Annotated in this window: 20 protein-coding genes and 1 pseudogene; 11 read left to right on the top strand and 10 right to left on the bottom strand. The window is 62.7% G+C overall.

The window, feature by feature from the left end; all coding sequences use genetic code 11:
- Positions 1-39 precede the first annotated feature (39 nt).
- Both ACK41X_RS07050 and ACK41X_RS07045 read right to left on the bottom strand, forming a co-directional pair.
- Entirely contained in the window at positions 40-852 is an 813-nt protein-coding gene (locus ACK41X_RS07050) for an alpha/beta fold hydrolase (RefSeq protein ID WP_409720667.1), read from the bottom strand.
- Entirely contained in the window at positions 853-1,770 is a 918-nt protein-coding gene (locus ACK41X_RS07045) for a helix-turn-helix transcriptional regulator (protein WP_409720665.1), read from the bottom strand.
- 118 nt (positions 1,771-1,888) lie between these two features.
- On the opposite strand from ACK41X_RS07045, the pseudogene ACK41X_RS07040 reads away from it, so the two are divergent.
- The 5 genes and pseudogenes from ACK41X_RS07040 to arsH form a co-directional block, all read left to right on the top strand.
- Positions 1,889-2,122, top strand: a pseudogene (locus ACK41X_RS07040) (ArsR/SmtB family transcription factor); the annotation flags it as partial.
- Positions 2,123-2,254: 132 nt separating this feature from the next.
- Positions 2,255-2,788: an arsenate reductase ArsC gene (locus ACK41X_RS07035; protein ID WP_409720711.1), complete on the top strand. Its 534-nt coding sequence runs from the start codon at positions 2,255-2,257 to the stop codon at positions 2,786-2,788.
- Positions 2,788-3,486, top strand: a complete 699-nt coding sequence (locus tag ACK41X_RS07030) for an aquaporin (protein ID WP_409720663.1) — start codon at positions 2,788-2,790, stop codon at positions 3,484-3,486. The genes ACK41X_RS07035 and ACK41X_RS07030 overlap by 1 nt, the downstream gene beginning before the upstream one ends.
- Positions 3,483-3,893, top strand: a complete 411-nt coding sequence (gene arsC, locus ACK41X_RS07025; protein WP_409720661.1) for an arsenate reductase (glutaredoxin) — start codon at positions 3,483-3,485, stop codon at positions 3,891-3,893. The genes ACK41X_RS07030 and arsC overlap by 4 nt, the downstream gene beginning before the upstream one ends.
- The gene (arsH, locus tag ACK41X_RS07020) at positions 3,893-4,612 is read left to right on the top strand and encodes an arsenical resistance protein ArsH (protein ID WP_409720659.1); all 720 of its coding nucleotides are present in this window, start codon (positions 3,893-3,895) and stop codon (positions 4,610-4,612) included. Before arsC ends, arsH begins: the two co-directional genes overlap by 1 nt.
- A 74-nt stretch (positions 4,613-4,686) precedes the next feature.
- Here the strand turns inward: arsH and ACK41X_RS07015 are convergent, their stop codons facing one another.
- From ACK41X_RS07015 to ACK41X_RS06990, 6 genes are all read right to left on the bottom strand, one after another.
- Positions 4,687-5,400 (bottom strand): ABC transporter ATP-binding protein, encoded by a 714-nt coding sequence (locus tag ACK41X_RS07015; protein WP_409720657.1) that lies wholly within the window; start codon positions 5,398-5,400, stop codon positions 4,687-4,689.
- The gene (locus ACK41X_RS07010) at positions 5,393-6,160 is read right to left on the bottom strand and encodes an ABC transporter ATP-binding protein (protein ID WP_409720655.1); all 768 of its coding nucleotides are present in this window, start codon (positions 6,158-6,160) and stop codon (positions 5,393-5,395) included. Before ACK41X_RS07010 ends, ACK41X_RS07015 begins: the two co-directional genes overlap by 8 nt.
- Positions 6,153-7,145, bottom strand: a complete 993-nt coding sequence (locus ACK41X_RS07005) for a branched-chain amino acid ABC transporter permease (RefSeq protein WP_409720653.1) — start codon at positions 7,143-7,145, stop codon at positions 6,153-6,155. The genes ACK41X_RS07010 and ACK41X_RS07005 overlap by 8 nt, the downstream gene beginning before the upstream one ends.
- Positions 7,145-8,062, bottom strand: coding sequence for a branched-chain amino acid ABC transporter permease (locus ACK41X_RS07000; protein WP_409720709.1), 918 nt, complete (start codon positions 8,060-8,062; stop codon positions 7,145-7,147). The genes ACK41X_RS07005 and ACK41X_RS07000 overlap by 1 nt, the downstream gene beginning before the upstream one ends.
- A 147-nt stretch (positions 8,063-8,209) precedes the next feature.
- Positions 8,210-9,397, bottom strand: coding sequence for an ABC transporter substrate-binding protein (locus ACK41X_RS06995; protein ID WP_409720651.1), 1,188 nt, complete (start codon positions 9,395-9,397; stop codon positions 8,210-8,212).
- A gap of 136 nt (positions 9,398-9,533) precedes the next feature.
- Positions 9,534-11,159 carry a benzoate-CoA ligase family protein gene (locus ACK41X_RS06990; RefSeq protein WP_409720649.1) on the bottom strand — a complete coding sequence of 542 codons (1,626 nt, stop codon included), beginning with the start codon at positions 11,157-11,159 and terminating at the stop codon, positions 9,534-9,536.
- A gap of 211 nt (positions 11,160-11,370) precedes the next feature.
- On the opposite strand from ACK41X_RS06990, the gene ACK41X_RS06985 reads away from it, so the two are divergent.
- Both ACK41X_RS06985 and ACK41X_RS06980 read left to right on the top strand, forming a co-directional pair.
- Positions 11,371-12,537, top strand: a complete 1,167-nt coding sequence (locus tag ACK41X_RS06985) for a cobalamin-independent methionine synthase II family protein (protein ID WP_409720647.1) — start codon at positions 11,371-11,373, stop codon at positions 12,535-12,537.
- 177 nt (positions 12,538-12,714) lie between these two features.
- Entirely contained in the window at positions 12,715-14,010 is a 1,296-nt protein-coding gene (locus tag ACK41X_RS06980) for a M24 family metallopeptidase (protein ID WP_409720645.1), read from the top strand.
- A 30-nt stretch (positions 14,011-14,040) separates the two neighbouring features.
- On the opposite strand, the gene ACK41X_RS06975 is transcribed toward ACK41X_RS06980, so the two are convergent.
- Positions 14,041-15,003, bottom strand: a complete 963-nt coding sequence (locus ACK41X_RS06975) for an AraC family transcriptional regulator (protein ID WP_409720643.1) — start codon at positions 15,001-15,003, stop codon at positions 14,041-14,043.
- Between the two features lie 148 nt (positions 15,004-15,151).
- Between ACK41X_RS06975 and ACK41X_RS06970 the strand changes: the two genes are divergently transcribed.
- From ACK41X_RS06970 to ACK41X_RS06955, 4 genes are all read left to right on the top strand, one after another.
- Positions 15,152-15,535: a rhodanese-like domain-containing protein gene (locus ACK41X_RS06970; RefSeq protein ID WP_409720641.1), complete on the top strand. Its 384-nt coding sequence runs from the start codon at positions 15,152-15,154 to the stop codon at positions 15,533-15,535.
- Positions 15,536-15,674: 139 nt separating this feature from the next.
- Positions 15,675-18,146 (top strand): beta strand repeat-containing protein, encoded by a 2,472-nt coding sequence (locus ACK41X_RS06965; protein ID WP_409720639.1) that lies wholly within the window; start codon positions 15,675-15,677, stop codon positions 18,144-18,146.
- Between the two features lie 101 nt (positions 18,147-18,247).
- Complete coding sequence (locus ACK41X_RS06960) at positions 18,248-18,628, top strand: rhodanese-like domain-containing protein (protein WP_409720637.1); 381 nt, start codon at positions 18,248-18,250, stop codon at positions 18,626-18,628.
- 18 nt (positions 18,629-18,646) lie between these two features.
- The gene (locus tag ACK41X_RS06955; protein ID WP_409720635.1) at positions 18,647-18,877 is read left to right on the top strand and encodes a hypothetical protein; all 231 of its coding nucleotides are present in this window, start codon (positions 18,647-18,649) and stop codon (positions 18,875-18,877) included.
- 87 nt (positions 18,878-18,964) lie between these two features.
- On the opposite strand, the gene ACK41X_RS06950 is transcribed toward ACK41X_RS06955, so the two are convergent.
- Positions 18,965-19,933 carry a hypothetical protein gene (locus tag ACK41X_RS06950; RefSeq protein WP_409720633.1) on the bottom strand — a complete coding sequence of 323 codons (969 nt, stop codon included), beginning with the start codon at positions 19,931-19,933 and terminating at the stop codon, positions 18,965-18,967.
- Positions 19,934-20,345: the final 412 nt, after the last annotated feature.

The following is a 20,345-nucleotide window of genomic DNA, read 5'->3' as shown; positions in this document are numbered from 1 at the left end:
TCCAAAACGAGGGCGGCCCGTCCAGAGCATAGCGGGCCGCTACGCCGCCGCGGACGCCTCATGCCCGTGCAGGATGCGGGTGACGAAGTCAGACACGGCGCGCAGGGTGACGTCGGCGGCCTCGCGCGCCGGATTATGCTTGACGCCCGGCAGCAGCGCGACGTCGACCGGGCAATAGCATTCCTCCTGCGCGATCTCGATCTGCCGGACGGTGCCGTATTGATCGTCCTCGCCCTGCACGATCAGGATCGGCACGCGGATATAGGCGAGCTCCTCGCTGATATCCCATGTGCGGAAATCGTTCTCGAGCCAGACATCGTTCCAGCCGCGAAACGCCACGTCGACATTGCTGTGATATTTCGCAAGCCGCGCGCGCAGATCACCGGTGTTGTAGGCCTCGCGCGCCTCGGCGATGGATTTCACGCTGATGTCTTCGACGATGAAATGCGGCGCCATCAGCACGAGCCCGCGCACGCGGTGATCCTGATGGCTGCCGGCATAGATCGCAGCGATCGACGCGCCGTCGCTGTGGCCGACCAGAATGCCGCGTTGAAAACCGATGGCATCGAGCAGCCGCGGCAGCGATGTTCTCGCCTCGTCATGCATGTAGCCGATCGGACGCGGCAGCGGCACCGGACTGGATTTGCCATAGCCCGCGCGCGAATAGACGAACACACCGCAGCCGGTTGCGGCCGCAAGCTTGTCCGGAAAATCATTCCACATCGCCACGCAGCCAAGGCCCTCGTGCAACAGGACCAGCGTCGGCGCGCGGTCCGGACGCGGTCCGATCATGCGGTATTCCAGCGTTTCATCGCCCAGGTCCAGCAGGCCCTGATCGGCAAGCGTTGTCATTCACACCCACTCCTGAACCAGTTTGAACAGCCGCGCTGCGCTCTGTTCGACCGTGAGGCCCGACGTATCGATCTGGGCTTCGGCCTGCGCGTAATCCTGCGAACGCGCTTCCAGGATCGCGACCAGATCGGACATTGCCTCGCGATTTTCCGACATCGGCCGCATATCGCCCTGCGCCATCACGCGGCTCATATGCTCCTGCGGCTGCGCCTTGACCCAGACCGTATGCGCGCGGCGCAGCAGCAGCGCGTAGGTCTCCGGTGACGAAACGATGCCGCCGGCCGTCGCAATCACCACCTTGTCATGACTGGCGATGACCTTTTCCAGCGATGCGCGTTCATAGCGCCGGAACGTCGAGACGCCGGACATCTCGATCAGCATCGAGATATTGGCGCCGTATTCCTGTTCCACCACGCGATTGAGCTCGACAAAGGGATAGCCAAGCTGCTCTGCGAGCCGCTTGCCGAGCGTGGATTTGCCGGCGCCGCGCAGGCCGACCAGCGCAATACGGCGCGCGCGCTCGGACTTCGCGCTCTGTACGATGCGGTGCTCGATCATTTCCTCGACCGCCGGCCAATCCGATGGCGCAAGCCGATTGATGAGGTCGAGCATGCGGTTCAGCCGCTCGTGGCGGCCGTCGAGCGGCAGCAGTTCGGTGATCGGGCTTTCCAGCGCATCGGCCACCGCCTTCAGAACCGTCAGCGACGGATTGCCGTAGCCGCCCTCGATCTGCGCGAGGTAACGCTCGGAAATGCCGGAATCGGTGGCGAGCTGACGCCGCGTGATGCCGCGCCGGGCCCGGCCGCGGCGGACCAGCCGGCCGACCTCCTCGGCAAAGGCCGTACTCGCCGACGTTGCGTCGCTGGCCGCGACAAGCTTGTCGTGCCGCTTTTCCTGGGTTTCGGACAAAGAGATCACCACGCCAATGCCATCATGCACAATAGTGCATGACCGTCGATCCGCAAACCATGCAGATCCCGGCTGAACGACCGCGTTGCGCCTTGACTCCTGTCCATATGTCGAGAATTATCGACATATGGACCCGTCCGCCGCCATTCTTGCGCTTGCCGCACTCGCGCAACCGACGCGGCTCGACGTCTATCGGCTGCTGGTCCGACACGAGCCCGACGGGCTTGCTGCGGGCGATCTCGCCCGGGAACTGGCGGTGCCGCACAACACCCTGTCATCGCATCTGTCCATCCTGACTCGCGCCGACCTTGTCACCTCGCGGCGGCACGGCCGGTCCATTGTGTACCGCGCCAAGCTGCCGACGCTGCAGGCGGTGACTTTATTTCTCCTGCAGGATTGCTGCGGCGGCAACCCGCGGCTCTGCGCATCGCTCATCGAATCGATCAAGCCCTGCTGTCAACCAAACGATAATCAGGTCCTCGAGGAAGAACCCATGGAAACCTCCGATCGCGTCTTTAACGTCCTGTTCCTTTGCACCGGCAACACCGCCCGCTCGATCATCGCCGAGTCGATCCTGCGCAAGGAAGGCCGCGGCCGGTTTCGCGCCTTCTCGGCGGGCAGCCAGCCCAAGGGTGAGGTCAACCCCTATGCGCTGCGCGTGCTGGAGCGTGCCGAATATCCGACTGGCGAATTGCGCTCGAAGAGCTGGCTTGAATATGCAAGCCCGGACGCGCCGGTGATGGATTTCGTGTTCACGGTCTGCGACAATGCGGCGGGCGAAACCTGTCCGGTATGGCCTGGTCAGCCGATGACGGCGCATTGGGGCATCGAGGATCCCGCGGCTGTCGAAGGCACCGACCTCGACAAGGAAGCGGCGTTCGTGAAGGCGCAGCGCTATCTGAAAAACCGCATTGTCGCATTTTGCAATCTGCCGCTTGCCTCCATCGACCGGCTCGCTCTTGGCACCAAGCTTCGCGACATCGGCCGCATGGAAGGCGCAACCGTCATGCACGACAAGGCGAGCTGATGCAGGACTTCGACCTGTCGCGCCGGCTGGCGGCGGAGGCGCTCGGGACCGGGCTTCTCGTCGCCACAGTTGTCGGCTCCGGCATCATGGCGGAGACTCTAACAAAGGATGTCGCGCTCGCGCTGCTCGGCAATACATTGCCGACCGGCGCCATTCTTGTGGTGCTGATCACTATTCTCGGCCCGGTTTCCGGGGCGCATTTCAATCCGGCGGTGACACTGGTGTTCACTCTGAAGGGCGACCTGTCGCCCCGCGAGGGCGCATTCTATACCGCCGCACAGATCATCGGCGGCGTCGCCGGGACCATCGCGGCCCATCTCATGTTCGCATTGCCGCTGATCGAGTTTTCGCTGAAGACCCGGACCGGCGGGCCGCAATGGTTTGCCGAAGGCATGGCAGCCTTCGGACTCGTGGCGACGATCCTCGCCGGCATCAAGTTCCAGCGCAACGCGGTGCCGTGGCTGGTCGGGCTCTACATCACCGCGGCCTATTGGTTCACCGCATCGACGTCCTTCGCCAATCCGGCCGTCGCCATAGCGCGCTCGCTGACCAATACGTTCTCCGGCATCCGGCCAGCGGATTTGCCCGGCTTCATTCTTGCGGAGCTGGCCGGCGCTGTGATTGCCCTCGCCGCGATGTCATGGCTGCTGCGCACCAGCCAGACCGCGGAAGGCGTACCTCAGGAAGCCAAGCTATGACGGTCACCATCTACCACAACCCCGCCTGCGGCACCTCGCGCAACGCGCTGGCGATGATCCGCCAAAGCGGCGAGGAGCCGGTGGTGATCGAGTATCTCAAACATCCGCCGAGCCGCGAACGGCTGGTGGAGCTGCTTCGCGCGATGGATATGCCGCCGCGCGAATTGCTGCGCCAGAAGGGCACGCCTTACGCCGAGCTTGGGCTTGACGATCCGAAATGGACCGACGACCAGCTGATGGACTTCATGATGGCGCATCCGATCCTGATCAACCGCCCGATCGTGGAGAGGCCCAAGGGCGTGAGGCTGTGCCGGCCGTCGGAAAAGGTGCTGGACATTCTGCCGAACCCGCAGATCGGCCGGTTCGTAAAGGAAGGCGGCGAAGTGATCGCCGCATTGGAGACCTGATGAATCCTGACCTGTCCGACCTTCCCAATCTTTCACCGCAAGCCCTGTCCCTGCCCGACCCGCAAGCATTGCGACAAGCCCCCTCGACGCACAAGCCTCGCATCCTCATGCTGTATGGCTCGCTGCGCGAGCGCTCCTACAGCCGCTTTCTGACGATGGAGGCGGCGCAGCTGCTCGAGACATTCGGCGCGGAAGTCCGCATCTACAATCCGTCCGGCCTGCCGCTGCCCGACGATGCGCCGGCCGATCATCCGAAAGTGCAGGAGCTGCGGGAGCTTTCGGCGTGGTCGGAGGGGCAGGTCTGGTGCAGTCCGGAACGCCACGGCGCGATGACGGGGATCATGAAAGCGCAGATCGACTGGATTCCGCTTTCGACCGGGTCGGTGCGGCCGACCCAGGGCAAGACACTTGCGGTCATGCAGGTCAGCGGCGGGTCGCAGTCGTTTAACGCCATCAACCAGCTGCGCGTGCTCGGCCGCTGGATGCGGATGATCACGATCCCGAACCAGTCATCGGTTGCGAAAGCCTTCGAGCAATTCGACGAGAAGGGGCGGATGAAGCCCTCCTCCTATTACGATCGCGTGGTCGATGTGATGGAGGAACTGGTGAAATTCACACTGCTCACCCGCGATGTTTCGCCGTATCTGACCGATCGCTACAGCGAGCGCAAGGAGAACGCGGCGAAGCTCGAATCGCGCGTGAAGCTCGGCTCGATTTAACAGGCTGCGGAAACGCAAACCTTGCCTATTCCACGTAGCGGGCGTCTCGATGGATGGGGTGGCCCGGCTCTAGACTAAACGCCCAGATAGCGATGCTGGATGTCCGGTGCCGCGCCGAGTTCCTTGGAGGTGCCGGTCCATACCGTACGACCGCGTTCGATCATGTAGTGGCGGTCGGCGATGGCGATCAGGGCCGCGACATTCTTGTCGATGACGAGGATCGACTGCCCGGCCTGTTTCAGCCGCGTCAGACATTGCCAGATTTCCTGCCGGATCAGCGGCGCAAGCCCCTCCGTCGCCTCATCGAGGATCAGAAGCCGCGGATTGGTCATCAGCGCACGCCCGATCGCCAGCATCTGCTGTTCGCCGCCGGACAGAAGATTGCCCATCTGGCCGGCGCGTTCGGCGAGACGGGGAAACAGCTCGATCACCTTCTCATACGTCCAGGGATCGGATGAACCCGAGGTGTTCGCCGCGGTCGCGATCAGGTTTTCGCGCACGGTGAGATTGGGGAAAATCTGGCGGCCTTCCGGGACCAGCCCAACTCCGAGCTTGGCGACGCGATAGGATGCCAGCCCGCGAATCTCCTTGCCGCCAAAGCGGATTGTCCCGGCGCGCGCAGGTGTGAGCCCCATGATCGACCGCACAGTCGTGGTCTTGCCCATGCCGTTTCGGCCCATGAGCGTCACCATTTCGCCGGCGGCGATGGCGAGCGACAGCCCGAACAGCACCTGGCTGCGGCCGTAGCAGGTTTCGATCCCGGAGATTTCAAGCAGGGTGTCAGCCATTGACCGTCACCGCCTCCTGCTCGCCAAGATAGGCCTGCCGCACTTCGGCATTGGCGCGGATGTCGTCGGGCAGACCGGTTGCGATCACGCGGCCATAAACAAGGACCGAGATGCGGTCGGCGAGCGCGAACACCGCCTCCATGTCATGCTCGATCAGAAGGATGGTATATTGCTTCTTCAGTTCGAGCAGCGTCTGCACCATACGCGCGGATTCTTCCGGGCCCATGCCTGCCATAGGTTCGTCGAGCAGCAGCATCTGCGGACGGGTTGCAAGCGCCATCGCGATCTCAAGCTGGCGATGCTCGCCATGGCTCATGCTGGCGACCACCGTATCGGCGCGATGCGACAGCCCGACCCGTTCCAGCGCGGCGCGCGCGGGCGCCCGCAATTCGTCTTCGTCGCGCGCATTGCGCCAGAAATGGAACGAGTGCCCGGCATGGGCCTGCACCGCGAGCGCGACATTGTCGAGGGCAGTGAAATCCTGAAACAGCGAAGTGATCTGGAACGACCGCGCCAGCCCGAGCATCGAGCGTTCGTAAGTCGGCAGCGTGGTGATATCGCGGCCGGCAAAGCGGATGCTGCCGGCATTCGGCGTAATTTCTCCGGTCAGTTGCCCGATCAGCGTGGTCTTGCCGGCGCCATTCGGTCCGATGATCGCGTGCAATTCGCCCTTCGGCACCGAAAGCGTGATCGCATCGGAGGCAAGAACGCCGCCGAAGCGCTTGGTGACGCCGTCAATGACGAGGAACGGTTCAGCCACGGCGGATCTTCTCCAGAAGGCCGTCGATGCCGCCCCGCGCGAACAGCACAATCAGCAGCAGCAGAGGACCGAGGATGAGAGCCCAGTATTCCTTGGCGGCGACCACCGGCTTGCCGGTGACGAACTGCCCGACCAACGAGATCAGATGCGGCAGCGTCTCCTCGAGCACCAGCAGCGCCACCGCGCCGACCACCGGCCCCAGCACCGAGCCCATGCCGCCCAGCACCGCCATGATGATCAGTTCGCCGGAGCGGGTCCAGTGCATGCTCGCCGGACTGATGAAGTCGGTATGGTTGGCGAGCAGGATGCCGGCGAGACCGCAAAGCACGCCGGCGATGACGTAGCAGGTCAGCCGGTAGCGATAGGTCGGAAAGCCGATCGCGCGCATGCGCCGCTCATTGGAGCGTGCGCCCTGGATGGCAAGGCCGAAGCGCGAATTGACCAGCCGCCAGACCAGATAGCAGGTCCCTATCAAGACGGCGAAACAGACATAATAGAAGGTGGTCTTGTCGGAGAGATTGATCAGCCCGCCGAAATCGCTGCGGCGATAGATGGTCAGGCCATCGTCGGCCCCGTAGCGGTCGAGGCTCACGCCCACATAATAGACCATCTGCGCGAAGGCGAGCGTGATCATGATGAAATAGACGCCGCGGGTGCGCAGCGACAAGGCGCCGGTGGCAAGCGCGAACAGGGCGCAGGCGGCCAGCGCGATCGGCCATTGCACAAAGCCGGAATTGACGCCCTCGTAGGCGAGAATGCCGACGGCATAGCCGCCGATGCCAAGGAAGGCAGCGTGGCCGAAGCTCACCATGCCGCCAAAGCCCATGATCAGGTTCAGGCTCACCGCGGCGATCGCGAGAATCACGATGCGGGTGAACAGCGTCATCATGAAGACGTCGCCCGTCATGCGAGAATAGACCGGGACCAGCGCCAGAAACATCATCAGCGCCGCGACGAGGACGTTCCGGACGGTGAGCGCGCGCATCATTTGCTCGCCGCCGGGAACAGACCTTCCGGCCGCCACACCAGAATCACCGCCATCACCAGATAGATCAGCATCGACGACAGCGCCGGCCCGGCCGTCGAGGCCGCAGCGTTGGACAGGAACAGCTTCAGCACATCGGGCAGGAAAGCGCGGCCGACAGTATCGATCATGCCGACCAGAATCGAGGCAATGAATGCGCCGCGGATCGAGCCGATGCCGCCGATGATGATAACCACGAAAGCGAGGATCAGAATGTTCTCGCCCATCCCGATCTGCACGGTCAGGATCGGCGCCTGCATCATGCCGGCGAGACCGGCGAGCGCCGCGCCCATGCCGAACACGAAGGTGTAGAGCAGCTTGATGTTGATGCCGAGCGCGCCGATCATCTCGCGATTGGAGGCGCCGGCGCGGATCAGCATGCCGACGCGCGTGCGCATCACCACGAGATAGAGCAGCACGGCCACCGACAGCGCCACCGCAATGATCAGCAGGCGGTAGGTCGGGTAGAACACGCCGGGGAAAATCTCGAAGCTGGTATTGAGCCAGGCCGGCAGCGGCAGGCTGAGGCCCGCGGGCCCCCAGATCAGGCGCACCAGCTCGTTGAAGAACAGGAGCAGACCGAATGTGCCGAGCACATGGTCGAGATGGTCCCGTCCGTAAAGCCGCCGCAGCGCGATCACTTCGACGGCCATGCCGACGATCAGGGTAGCGATCAGCGCAAGAATGACGGCGAAAACGAAGCTTCCGGTGAGCGCGGCGAAGGTCGCGGCAAAATACGCCCCGATCATGTAGAGCGAGCCGTGCGCGAGATTGACGAGATCCATGATCCCGAACACCAACGTCAGCCCGGCCGCCAGCAAAAAGAGCAGCAGACCGAATTGCAACCCGTTCAGCGATTGTTCGATCAGGAGAAGCATCGCCTCTTGCCGCCCCCACACGGCATCTGCGGACATGCCGCGCACAGCGGCGTGAAGTCAACCGGGAACAGACGGCCACCAAAAGCGCCGGCCAATAAGAAGGGCCGGACGGCGGTCCCGCGTCCGCCGTCCGGCCCCCATGTCAGATCACCATTTCATCTGGCATTTGGTGTGATGACGGTCCTGGCTGTTCTCGACGATGGTCGCAACGGTCTTCAGGCCGAGCGAGCCGTCTTCCTTCTTCACCACGTCCTGCAGATAGAAGTTCTGGATCGGGATGTGGTTGTTGCCGTACTTGAACGGCCCGCGCACCGACGGGAAATTCGCCTTGCGCATCTCGTCACGCATGGCGTCCTTCTTGCTGGTGTCGCCCTTTACCGCGGTGACTGCGGAGTTGATGAGCTGGGCGGCATCATAAGCCTGAGAGGCGTAGAAGGACGGCGAGGTCTTGTATTTCTCGCGGAAACCGGAGACGAACTTCTTGTTGGCATCGTTCGGCAGGTCGTTCACCCACTGCTGCGCGCCCGGCACACCGAGCGCGAGTTCCTTTTGCAGCGGCAGCGAGAGCTCATCGATGGTGAAGGCGGTGTAGAGCGGAATCTGCCCTTTCAGGCCCTGCTGGGCATATTGCGTCAGGAACTGAACGCCCGCCGCGCCCGGATAGAACACGAAAATCGCGTCCGGCTTCGCCGCGCGCGCCTTCGACAATTCGGCCGAGAAGTCGAGCTGATCCGGCCATTTGGTCAGATCCTGGCCGAGGATCTTGCCTTTGAAAGTCGAAGCCACGCCCTGCAGCATATCCTTGCCGGCGGCGTAGTTCGGGCCGATCAGATAGGCGGTCTTCACGCCTTTCTGGTTCATATATTCACCGACCGCCTGCGGCGTCTGATCGTTCTGCCAGGAGGTCGAGAACACATAGGGCGAGCACAATTCGCCGGCGAGCTGCGAGGGCCCGGCATTCGCCACCACCGTCATGGTCTTGGAATCGACGATCGGCTTCAGCGAAGCAAGCAGCACGTTGGACCAGATATAGCCGACGATGAAATCGACCTTGTCGGATTCGATCAGCTTCTCGGTCTTCTGCTTGCCGATATCGGGCTTCTGCATATCGTCTTCGTAGATCACCTCGACCGCGCGGCCGCCCATCTTGCGACCCATGTGATCGAGCGCCAGTTCGAAGGCGTTGCGCATGTCATTGCCGATCACCGCAGTCGGACCGGAGAAGGTCGAGATAAATCCGATCTTGATCGGCTTGTCCTGCGCCAGGGCTGGGGCCACGACGGGCCCCGCAGCGAGCGCGAACGCCGCGCCGGCCGCAATCAGCGATTTTTTCATCCTGTAGTTCCTCCTTTTTTCGGCCGCCCGCTTTTGGTACGGCTTTCATCCTATTGAACACATCCCAATACCGGAAGTCCCGTTCCCGCGCGACATTCCGCTGCGGTTAAAAATACGGCGAAATGGTCTTCTCGCATCAGCCCGAAGGCGCTTCTGCGCGCAGTTTGAACCGCTGAATCTTGCCGGTCGCCGTTTTCGGAAGCTCGGCGCGGAACTCGATCCAGCGCGGATATTTGAACGGCGCCAGCACGGCCTTGACGTGATCCTGCAACGCCCGCGCGAGTGCGTCGCAGGCCTTGCCCTGCTCTTTCAGCACGATGAACGCCTTCGGCTTGATCAGTCCGTCGCCGTCGAGCCAGGCGACCACGGCGCATTCCAGCACATCGGCGTGGCTCTGCAGCGCGCCCTCGACTTCGAACGGCGACACATACAGGCCGGACACCTTCAGCATGTCGTCGTTGCGCCCGCAATAAACGAAATAGCCGTCCTCATCCTGCAGGTATTTGTCGCCGGACCGCGTCCATTCGCCCATGAAGGTATGGCGCGAGCGCTCGCGGTTATTCCAGTACATGACCGCGCTGGTTGGACCGTTGATGATCAATTCGCCCATCTCGCCGGGCGGCACCGGCTGACCATTCTCGTCGATCAGCTTCAGCGTATAGCCGGGGACCGGCTTGCCGGTGGTGCCGTATTTCACGGCGCCGGGCGCATTCGACAGGAAAATATGCAGCATCTCGGTCGAGCCGATGCCGTCGAGAATGTCGCATCCGTATGTCTCGCTCCAGCGCTTGCCGACATCGGCCGGCAAGGCTTCGCCGGCAGAGACGCAGCGGCGCAATTTCGTCTCCGCGCGCGACGGCATGCCTGGGCTTGCGAGAAACGCTGCATAGAATGTCGGCACCCCGTAGAACACCGTCACCGGATGCTTGCGCAAAAGCGCGGCAACGCCCTCCGGCGTCGGCCGGTCGGCCAGCAACACCGTGGTGGCGCCGGCCGACATCGGAAATGTCAGCGCGTTGCCGAGGCCATAGGCGAAAAACAGCTTGGCCACGGAATAACAGACGTCATCCTCATGGATGCCCAGAATCGGTTCGGCATAAAGATCGTTGGTGAGCTTGAGGCTGGCATGCACATGCACCGCGCCCTTCGGCTTTCCGGTCGAACCCGAGGTGTAGAGCCAGAACGCAATGTCGTCGCAGGTCGTCGGCGCGGTGTAATCCTCGGGTTGCGCCGCCGCAATCAGATCCTCGAAGCGGTCATGGCCGTGCGAATTCGGGCCCGACACCACGACATGCGCAAGGTCGGGGACAAGCTCGGAAGCCTTTTCGACGAGACCGGCGAATTTCGGATAGAGCACGTCCGACACGATAAGCATCCGCGCGCGGCTGTCGGCCAGCATGAATTCGTAATCGCTCCCGGTCATCAGCGTGTTGACGGGGATCGGGACCACGCCCGCCTTGAGCGCGCCGAGAAACGCGGTCGGCCAGTCGATTGTGTCGAGGAGACAGATCAGGATGCGCTCTTCGCGGCGGATGCCCTTGGCGCGCAGCATCGCGCCGAAGCGTGCGACCCTGTCGGCCAGTTGCCCATACGTCCACGCCCCCGTCTGGTCGATGAAAGCCGGCTTTTTGGCGCGCCCGGCCGCGAGATTGAGGTCCAGAATATGCGCAGCAAAATTGAAGGCCCGCGGAATATCCACGGACTTGCGCGACACGGTGTCCTGATCGTGTGCGGAAAACGCCGCCGTTGCAGCCTGGGTCATCTTCTTCCCGCCTGGTGGTTTCTTGTTTTCACGCTGGAACGGGTGCGATTTTGATCCGTTCCAAACATGAACTATAATGCATGTTGCGTTTAGCCCGTCAACAGGCACCGGGCGAGAATCGTATCCCTTTGCCGCCGCATCCGTTTTTGCACGCGCCCGCGGCCGTGCTAGTCGAACCGGCAACGACAACACTCACGGGAGAAATGCCCCGATGCTGACCAGCCGCGACCGCATCCTGACCACACATGTCGGCAGCCTGCCGCGCAATGAAAAGCTGTCCGACATGCTGCTGCGGCGCGAGGCCGGCGAGGCGTTCGAGCAGAAGGAAATGGATGCCGAGCTGGACAAGGCGGTGCGGCATGTCGTCGAGAAGCAGGCAGCCGCCGGCATCGATATTGGCAATGACGGCGAACAGCAGCGGGTCGGGTTCCAGACTTATGTGCCGCAACGCATGTCGGGATTTGCCGGCGTCTCCAAGCGCCGCCGCGGCATGGATTTCGAGCAATTTCCCGAGCTGGTGAAGTATCTCACCCACCGCTTCCCGCATGTCTCCAAGCAGCAGAACGCGCCGGAGGCGCAGGGCGAGGTACGCTATCTCGACATCAAGCCGATCGAGGACGAACTGGCCCGCGTCAAGTCGATTGCCGGAAAAACCTTTCCCGAAATGTTCATGACCGCGGCGTCGCCCGGCATTATCGCCTCCACCATGCTGAATGCCCATTACAAGTCCAACGACGAGTATCTCGACGTGCTGGCGCGCGAGATGGCCAAGGAATATCAGGCGATTCACAAGGCCGGACTGCTGCTGCAGATCGATGCGCCCGATCTTGCAATGGACCGCACCATGTTTCATCGCGATCTGTCGGACGACGGTTTCGTCAGGGAGGTTGAGAAACAGGTCGATGCCATCAATCGCGGCATTGACGGCATTCCGGCCGACCGCGTGCGTCTGCACATCTGCTACGGCAATTGGGAAGGCCCGCACATCAACGACATCCCGCTGGCGAAAATCTTGCCCGCGCTGTACCAGGCCAAGGTCGGCGCGCTGTCGATCGAGTTTTCCAATCCGCGCCATGCGCACGAATATGCCGCGTTCAAGACCCATCCATTGCCGGGCAACATGCTGCTTCTGCCGGGCGTGATCGAAACCACCTCGAATTTTGTCGAGCATCCCGAAGTGGTGGCGCGGCGGATCGAGGAGGCCGTGGCAGCAGTCGGCGACCGCGAGCGGGTGATCGCCTCCACCGATTGCGGCTTCGGGACTTTCACGAACCGGGAATGGGTGGTGGAGCCTGTGGTGTGGCTGAAGCTGAAGTCGCTGCGCGAGGGCGCAGATATCGCCTCTCAGCGGCTATGGGGGAAGAAAAGCGCGGCATAATCGCCGTGTCATCCGGGCGGATGCGTCACACCCGAATGAAGTCCGACCCTGTGAAAAGCACAACGATTTCGCCGGCAAAACAGCGTTGATGCGCCCCTCCCCCCGACGGGCGCATCGGTGTAAACTTATCACAACCCGCGCCTCCCGGCGCCAAGCTCAAAACCACGCGAGGACCCCATGGACCAATCGCTCCGTAAAATCAGCGCCGAAGACATCAACCCCCGTTACAATTGGGGCCGGGCGCTGCCCTCGCTCGGCATCATGGGAGTCGATTTCGAGGAGCGCGTCGATTACCGCCGCCTGCACACTTACCGGCTGAGCCGCGCGCGCATGGCGCTTGAGAATTCCGATCTCGGCGCCCTCCTTGTCTTCGACGTCAACAATATCCGCTACCTGACCTCCACCAAGATCGGCGAGTGGGAGCGTGACAAGCTGTCCCGCTGGGCGCTGCTGACCCGCGGCTCCGCCGATCCGATCCTGTGGGATTTCGGCTCGGCCGCAGTCCATCACAAGCTCTATTCCCCCTGGCTGAAGCCTGAGAATTGCAAGGCCGGCCTCGTCGGCCTGCGCGGCACCGTGCATCCCGATTTCGGGCTGATGAAGCGGCACGCCGAGGAGATCGCCGCGATCCTGCGGGAAGCCGGCGTCGCCGACATGCCGCTCGGTGTCGACATCATCGAGCCGCCGATGATGTTCGAACTGGAAAAGACCGGCCTCAAGGTGAAGGACGGCCAGCAGGTGATGCTGGAGGCGCGCGAGATCAAGTCGATCGACGAGATCGCGCTGCTCAATCGCGCCGCCGCGATGGTCGACGGCGCCTATGACCTGATCAACGAGAAGCTGCGCCCTGGTGTGCGCGAGAACGACATCGTCGCCGAGGTCAACAAGTTCCTCTATACGCATGGCTCCGACGACGTCGAAGCGGTGAACGCGATCTCCGGCGAACGCTGCAATCCGCATCCGCACAACTTCACCGACCGTCTGATCCGTCCGGGCGACCAGGCCTTCTTCGACATCCTGCAAAGCTTCATGGGCTATCGCACCTGCTATTACCGCACCTTCAACGTGGTGCGCGCGACCGACAGTCAGCGCGACGCCTACAAGAAGGCGCGCGAATGGCTCGACAATGCGATGGACCGCATCAAGCCGGGCGCTTCGACCGCGCATATCGCCGAAGCCTTCCCGAAAGCCGGGGAGTTCGGCTTCCCGGACGAGATGAGCGCCTTCGGGCTGCAATTCGCGCATGGGCTCGGACTTGCGCTGCACGAGCGGCCGATCATCTCGCGCGTGGTCTCCATGGACCACCCGACCGAGATCAAGGAAGGGATGGTGTTCGCGATCGAAACCTATTGCCCGGCGACCGACGGTTATTCCGGCGCGCGCATCGAAGAGGAAGTCGTGGTCACCGACAAGGGCTGCCGCGTGATCTCGCTGTTCCCGGCGGAAGACCTGCCGATCTCGGCGAAATATTGAGCCGCCAGTTTCGCGCGCAGGCGGCGGGGGTCAACCTGCCGCCTGGCTGTCGCGCCAATGCGCGGGCGAGACGCCGTATTCGCGCTTGAATGCGCGGCTGAAAGCCTCTTCCGATTGATAGCCGACCGCGTGTGCGAGTTGCGCGATGGACATTCGTTTCTCTCGGAGATTGAGCCTGGCGGTGCGCATGCGCCACACCGTCAGATAGCGGATCGGCGGCATGCCGACGAGCGAGGTGAACCGGTCCACGAAGGCGCTGCGCGACAGCGCCACCTCTCTGGCAAGATCCTCAACTGACCAGTCCTTTCCGATATTGCCGTGGATCAGGGTCAGCGCCCGCCCGACATGAGGATCGCGCAAACCATTGAGCCAGCCGGATTCATTTTCAGGCAGGGTGGAGGTATATTTGCGCACCGCTTCGACCAGAAGCGTCTCCGACAGCCGCGACATGACCTCCGACGACGACAGTCGCCCGCTTGCAAGTTCGGCAGCCGCAAAGCGGACCGACGACTCGATCCATTCGCGCGACGTGCCTTCGCGGAGATCGAGTTTCAGAGTGCGCGGCAGCGCCGCGATCAGCGGATTATATCCATCCTCACTCGCCAGAAAGCCGCACACGATCTGGGTCTCGTTTCCGCCGCCGCCATACTCGATGCTCGGCAGTCCGCCGTTCGGCGGCATCGTGATGAGTGAGCCGGCCGGCACGGGTTCCAGGCCGTGCTCACTCGCAAGGACGTGTCCGTCATTGCCTGGAAGCAGAAGCACCTCGCCCGCACACACCTCGATCGAGGGCTCGCCGGAAATCGACAGAATTGCCCGGCCATTGATGACCACGTGATAGCAAATCAACTGCCTCGGCATCGCGGCAAGAAACGGTCTGATGTCGGCCCCGGTCAACGTGGCTGTCACACACCATGGCGCCGTGAAACGGGAGTCGAGGAAAACGCCACCGGTGAGGCGCACCGAGCGCAGCACATCCGACAACGCATCCATCGGGCGGCCTCACATCATGGACGGGCGATCAGGCGATCCGGCGCGGCGGTCATTCGCCCGGCCGCGGGCTGGGTCTATTTAGCGCGCCATTGCAACGCCGCCAACTGGCGGTTGCACCCTGGAAACTGTCTGCAAGACGGAGGAAACCATGCCGGCCAATGTGAAAAGCATGCTCGAATCTGCGAATGCCGCCGTACCCCGCATCGATCCCGCGCAGGCGCGCGACATGATTGCGAAGGGTAGCGTCCTGGTGATCGATGTCCGCGACGCGCCCGAAATCCAGCAAAGCGGTAAAATCGCGGGTGCGATCAACGTCTCGCGCGGCATGCTTGAATTCCGCGCCGATCCGGACTCGCCCTATCACGACAAGAGCTTCGAGAAGGACAAGTCGCTGATCCTGTATTGCGCCTCGGGCGGACGCTCCGCGCTCGGCGCAAAGACTCTTCGGGATATGGGGTACGAGCGCGTCTATAACCTCGGCACCCTCAAGGACTGGATCGCTTCCGGCGGAGCGGTCGAGAGCGCGGCATAGCGCGAAGCGGCTGATGGCGGCGCCTGCGGTTTGAAGCGCGGCATCTGCAGTTGGCCACCTTTTCAAGCGAGCCCGGAACCAACCGGCGGCACCTGCCGCCGGGCGGTCGCGCGCGCCCTCACATCATCGGGATTCGGATATGGCCAGCTTTGTGATCAACGCTTCGAACAGCGTTACGACCAGCATCAACAACGTGCATGCCTTTTCGGGCGACACGCCGGGCGCGGATTCGCTGACCGTCGAGCAGGGCGGTTCTCTCATCGCGACCGGAATCGCAGGACGTGGCGCCTATCTCGCCAATACCGGCGGCTGGAAAGTCACCGTCAATGGCGTGGTCAAATCCGGGACGTCCGAAGGAATTTTGTTTGCGGAGACATCCGCGAAATCGTCCGTGACCATCGGCGCAAATGGCGAGGTGAGCGGTCGAACCGGCATGGTTGTCGAATGCCCTGCAACGGTCACCAACGCCGGAACGATTGTGGGGAACGAATTCGGAATCATGATCCAGACCTCCGGCGTTCTCACCCTGAGAAATTCCGGCGTGATTGGCGGCGGCACGCTCTCAATCTTCGATAATGACCACCTCAGCGCCGATACAATCACTAACACCGGCACGTTGAACGGTTCCGTCCGTCTGGGAGGGCGCAACGATTCGCTGACCAATTCCGGCACAATCAACGGTTTCGTGGATCTCGGCGCTCATGACGACCGGCTGACCAATACAAACACGATCAACGGGGCCGTGCTGGCGGGCGACGGCAACGATGTCCTGAAGAATTCGGGCAACATCAACGGCCTGATCGATCTCGGTCTTGGCACCAATACCCTGACCAATTCCGGCGAAATTCTCGGCAGCATCTTCGGCGATGCCGGGATCGACCGCGTGACCAATTCCGGCTTGATTCAAGGCCCCGTTTTTCTGGCGTCCGGCGACAACAGCCTGACCAATTCCGGCACGATTCAAGGCAACGTGACCGCGGGCTCCGGCAACGACATCCTGAACAACTCCGGAACGATCAACGGCGGCGTCGATCTCACCGGGGGCAACAATACGGTCACAAATTCCGGATCGATCAATGGCGGGCTGCATACCGGCGCCGGCAACGACACCGTCACCAACAAGGGCAAAATCGAAGGCGATCTGCACCTCGGCGACGGCAGCGACAAGCTGATCAATTCCGGAACGATTATGCATTGGGTCTATACCGGCAATACCGGTGCCAGCGCGATCACCAATACCGGCACCATCGGCGGCTTCCAGTGCGGAAACGGCAACGACACCGTCGTCAATTCAAAGACGATCCTGGGTGACGTCTACCTTGGCGGAGGGTCGAATTCGCTGACCAACAAGGGGACCGTAGGCAACACAGTTTTTTGTGGCGGCGGCGACGACACCATCGTCAATTCCGGCCGGATCGATTACAGCGTCTACCTCGGCAACGGCAGTAACACACTAACCAATTCCGGTATTATCGGCTCCACCGTGTATGGCGGCGGCGGCAACGACGCCGTTGTCAACACGAAGCAAACCGGCTCCGTGTATCTCTATGACGGTCGGAACACCCTCACAAACAAAGGAAAAATTGAGGGGGTGGTCGTGCTCGGTGACGGCGCCGACACCGTCACCAATTCGGGAACGATCGCGAATTATGTGCTCTTGGGCGGCGGCGACAATAGGCTGACCAATTCCGGACTTATCGCGGAGTATGTGATCACCGGCAGCGGCCGGGATGTCGTGACCAATACCGGGACCATTCTCGGCGTCGTCGATCTGGGTGACGGCGACGATGTGTTCATCGGCGGCAAGATGCGGGACATCGTCGCTGACGGTGCGGGCTCCGACATGATCACCCTTGGCGGGGGCGACGACTATTACGTGGCGACCGGAGGTGGAACCGGTGACGGCACCGACACGATCGACGGAGGCGCGGGGATCGACACCTACAATGCCAGCAATGCCGTCAACGTGCTTCGGATCAACCTAGACACGGTCGCGCATGATTTCTCGCCAATGACGCCAGGACTGGGCCTGGTCGAGGCGAACACGGCGACCGGCCTCGATGTCGCGGGCATGTACAAGGACAGCGTCTTCAATTTCGAGAATGCCATCGGAGGCGACGGCGACGACATCATCTACGGCAACGCCGCGGCCAATATGCTGGAAGGCGTCAACGGTCACGACACGCTGTTTGGCTATGGCGGCGACGACACACTGATCGGCGGCGACGGCAACGACGCCCTGTGCGGCGGTGCCGGCCGTGACATCCTGTCCGGCGGCGCAGGCGGCGACTTCTTCATCTTCACGGCTTTGTCCGACAGCGGCGTCAAGGACAAGACCCGCGACGTCATCACCGACTTCGAGAGCGGGATCGATGCGATCAACCTCTACTGGATCGACGCCAACATCACGAACGGCGTCACCGACGACGCCTTCACCTTCATCGGCGACCAGGCCTTTACCAAGGCCGCCGGTCAGCTCCGCTATTATGCCGCAGCAGGCGTCAAGATCGTCGAGGGCGACGTCAACGGGGACGGCAAGGCTGATTTCGCGATCGCGCTGCTCGACCCGAACAACACCGTCATGCTGAGCGCGACCGACTTCGTGCTGTGACCGCCGTCACCCTCCCTTGCGCCGGAGCGCCCGTGCGCCCTAGATACGGGCGGAAGCACGGCGGCAGCCGCCGACGCAAGCAGGTTCCCGGGAGAAACGGCATGGCGACAAGCCTGAAGGCGATGATGGATGCGGCCAATGCGGCGGTGCCGCGTCTGACCCCGGACGAAGCCAAGGCGATGATGAGCCGGGACAACGTGGTCGTCGTCGACGTGCGCGACGCGATGGAGGTGGCGCAGAGCGGCAAGGTGGCGGGCGCGGTCCACATCCCGCGCGGCCTCCTGGAATTCAAGGCAGCGCCGGACTCGCCGGGGCGCGACCCCAATCTCGATCCGGACGCCACCGTGATCCTCTATTGCGCCTCGGGTGGCCGCTCGGCGCTGGCAGGGCAAACGCTCAAGGAACTCGGCTACGGGAAGGTGTTCAATCTCGGCGGCTTCAAGGATTGGGTCGAAAGCGGCGGGCCGGTCGACAAGGCCTAAGGGCGCAACGGGGCGAACATGAGCCACTATCCGCCTCCTGGCTATCGCAATCCGAAGCAGGCTGCGGAACACCGCGCCTACATGATTCGGACGATCCTTTGGCTTGCGGCGATCCCGCCGCTTATCTTTCTCTTGATGGTTTTTGGCTACAGCGACCAAGCCCCGGCGGCGCTGCGCGACTTCACCGCCCAGCTCGATGGCATGTTCGGCCGGCCGGTCTGGGCGATCATCGGGCCGGCGCCGAAATAGCATGCTCCAGCGCTCCCGCCCGTACAGCCAATAACAAAAAGGCCCACGTCGCCGTGGGCCTTTCGCATTTTGGATATGTTGCGCTCTTTACTGCTGACGCAGCTGCGACGCCGGTTGCGCAGTGCGCTGCACAGGCGCGCGGCGCTGCGGCTGCGATTGCACCGCGTCGTTCTGCCGGAAGAAATTGGCCGCGAACGGATTGCTCGGCTTGCCGCCGCGATTGAGATCGGCCATCCGCTTGATGAAGATTTCCGGCAGATACATGTTCGGGTTCGGCGAATCGAGCCCGATATGGCGGGCAATGTCCGCGGCGAATGCGTTGCAGTTATAGGTCGTGGCGTGCCAGGTCTTCTTGGTCGCCTGCAGATGCCGGATATAGGCCAGCGCCTTGCGGTACTCGGCTTCGGTCAGCGTCACGCAGAAACGCGCCGTGAGATATTGCTCGTCTTCGTCGCCCCAGGACGGCCCGGTTTCGGATTCGACCGGCACCATCATGCCGCGCATATACTGGGCGGGATCGTCGCCCTTGGGATGCAGCCCGGCGATCTGATAGCTGGCAAACCGATTGCCGCTGCCGAGGCGGCCATGCAGGACGAAAGTGTGGCCATAGCTCACCGCGGTGCGCGAGCGGAATTCCACGAAATAGGGCTTGCCCGGCGCGCGCACCCCGTTGCAGCCGACCGATGTCACCGGGATCTTGATCGGCTCGCGGTTCGGTCCCTGGACCCGGCGCTGGGCCTGCCGCTGAACCGGCTTTTCGCCGCTGACATTGACGGCAGGAAGCGTCGAGCCAGTGGTTGCCGGAGCGGCTTGAGCCGCGGGCGCCGGCGCAGTCTGGACGGTCGCTGCGGCAGCAGCGGCCGGCTGAACTGCCGGAGCCGCCGACGCCTGAGCCGCAGCAGCCGGAGCCGCGGGAATGGCGGATGCGGCAGCGCTGACGGTCTGCGCCGATGCGGCGGAATATGAGATCGAGACCAACGCCGCCGCGGTCATGGCGGCGACGGTCCTGCCGACCAGGGCGCGATGCGTGGATGTCTGTTTGCCAGCGGACTGCATTGGCACTCCCCGAATTTGATTGGCCGTATCACAGGCGGCGGCAGAGCCTTAAGTCAAGGCACGACGGGCATCCAAAGGCTGGAGACGCGTCGTTTGCTGCGGGCCGTGACCGATACCCCACATCCCGGATGCTGCAACCGGAAAAGCAGCCTGATGCGGCCCGGTCGCCGCTCAGACGCGGCCGAGCCGGTCACAATCGAAACGGCGGCAGATAAGTCTCCACGGCCGAGCCAAACCCGGCCGGCGCATCGAAGCGGATGCCAAACCGGCACAAGCAAAAAAGGCCTATGCGGGCTAGGTTCTGTACCCATAAAGGGGATTCCCGAAGCGGGTGTAAAGTGATTCAACCTCCTGACGGAGGAGATCATGGCCCGTTTCGATCTCAGTGATGCGGAGTGGCGGATCATCGCGC

The organism is Pseudorhodoplanes sp. (genome assembly GCF_046289595.1).
Classification (GTDB): domain Bacteria; phylum Pseudomonadota; class Alphaproteobacteria; order Rhizobiales; family Xanthobacteraceae; genus Pseudorhodoplanes.
The sequence above is the reverse complement of the archived record's forward strand: the minus strand, read 5'-3'. Positions and strand labels throughout refer to the sequence as shown.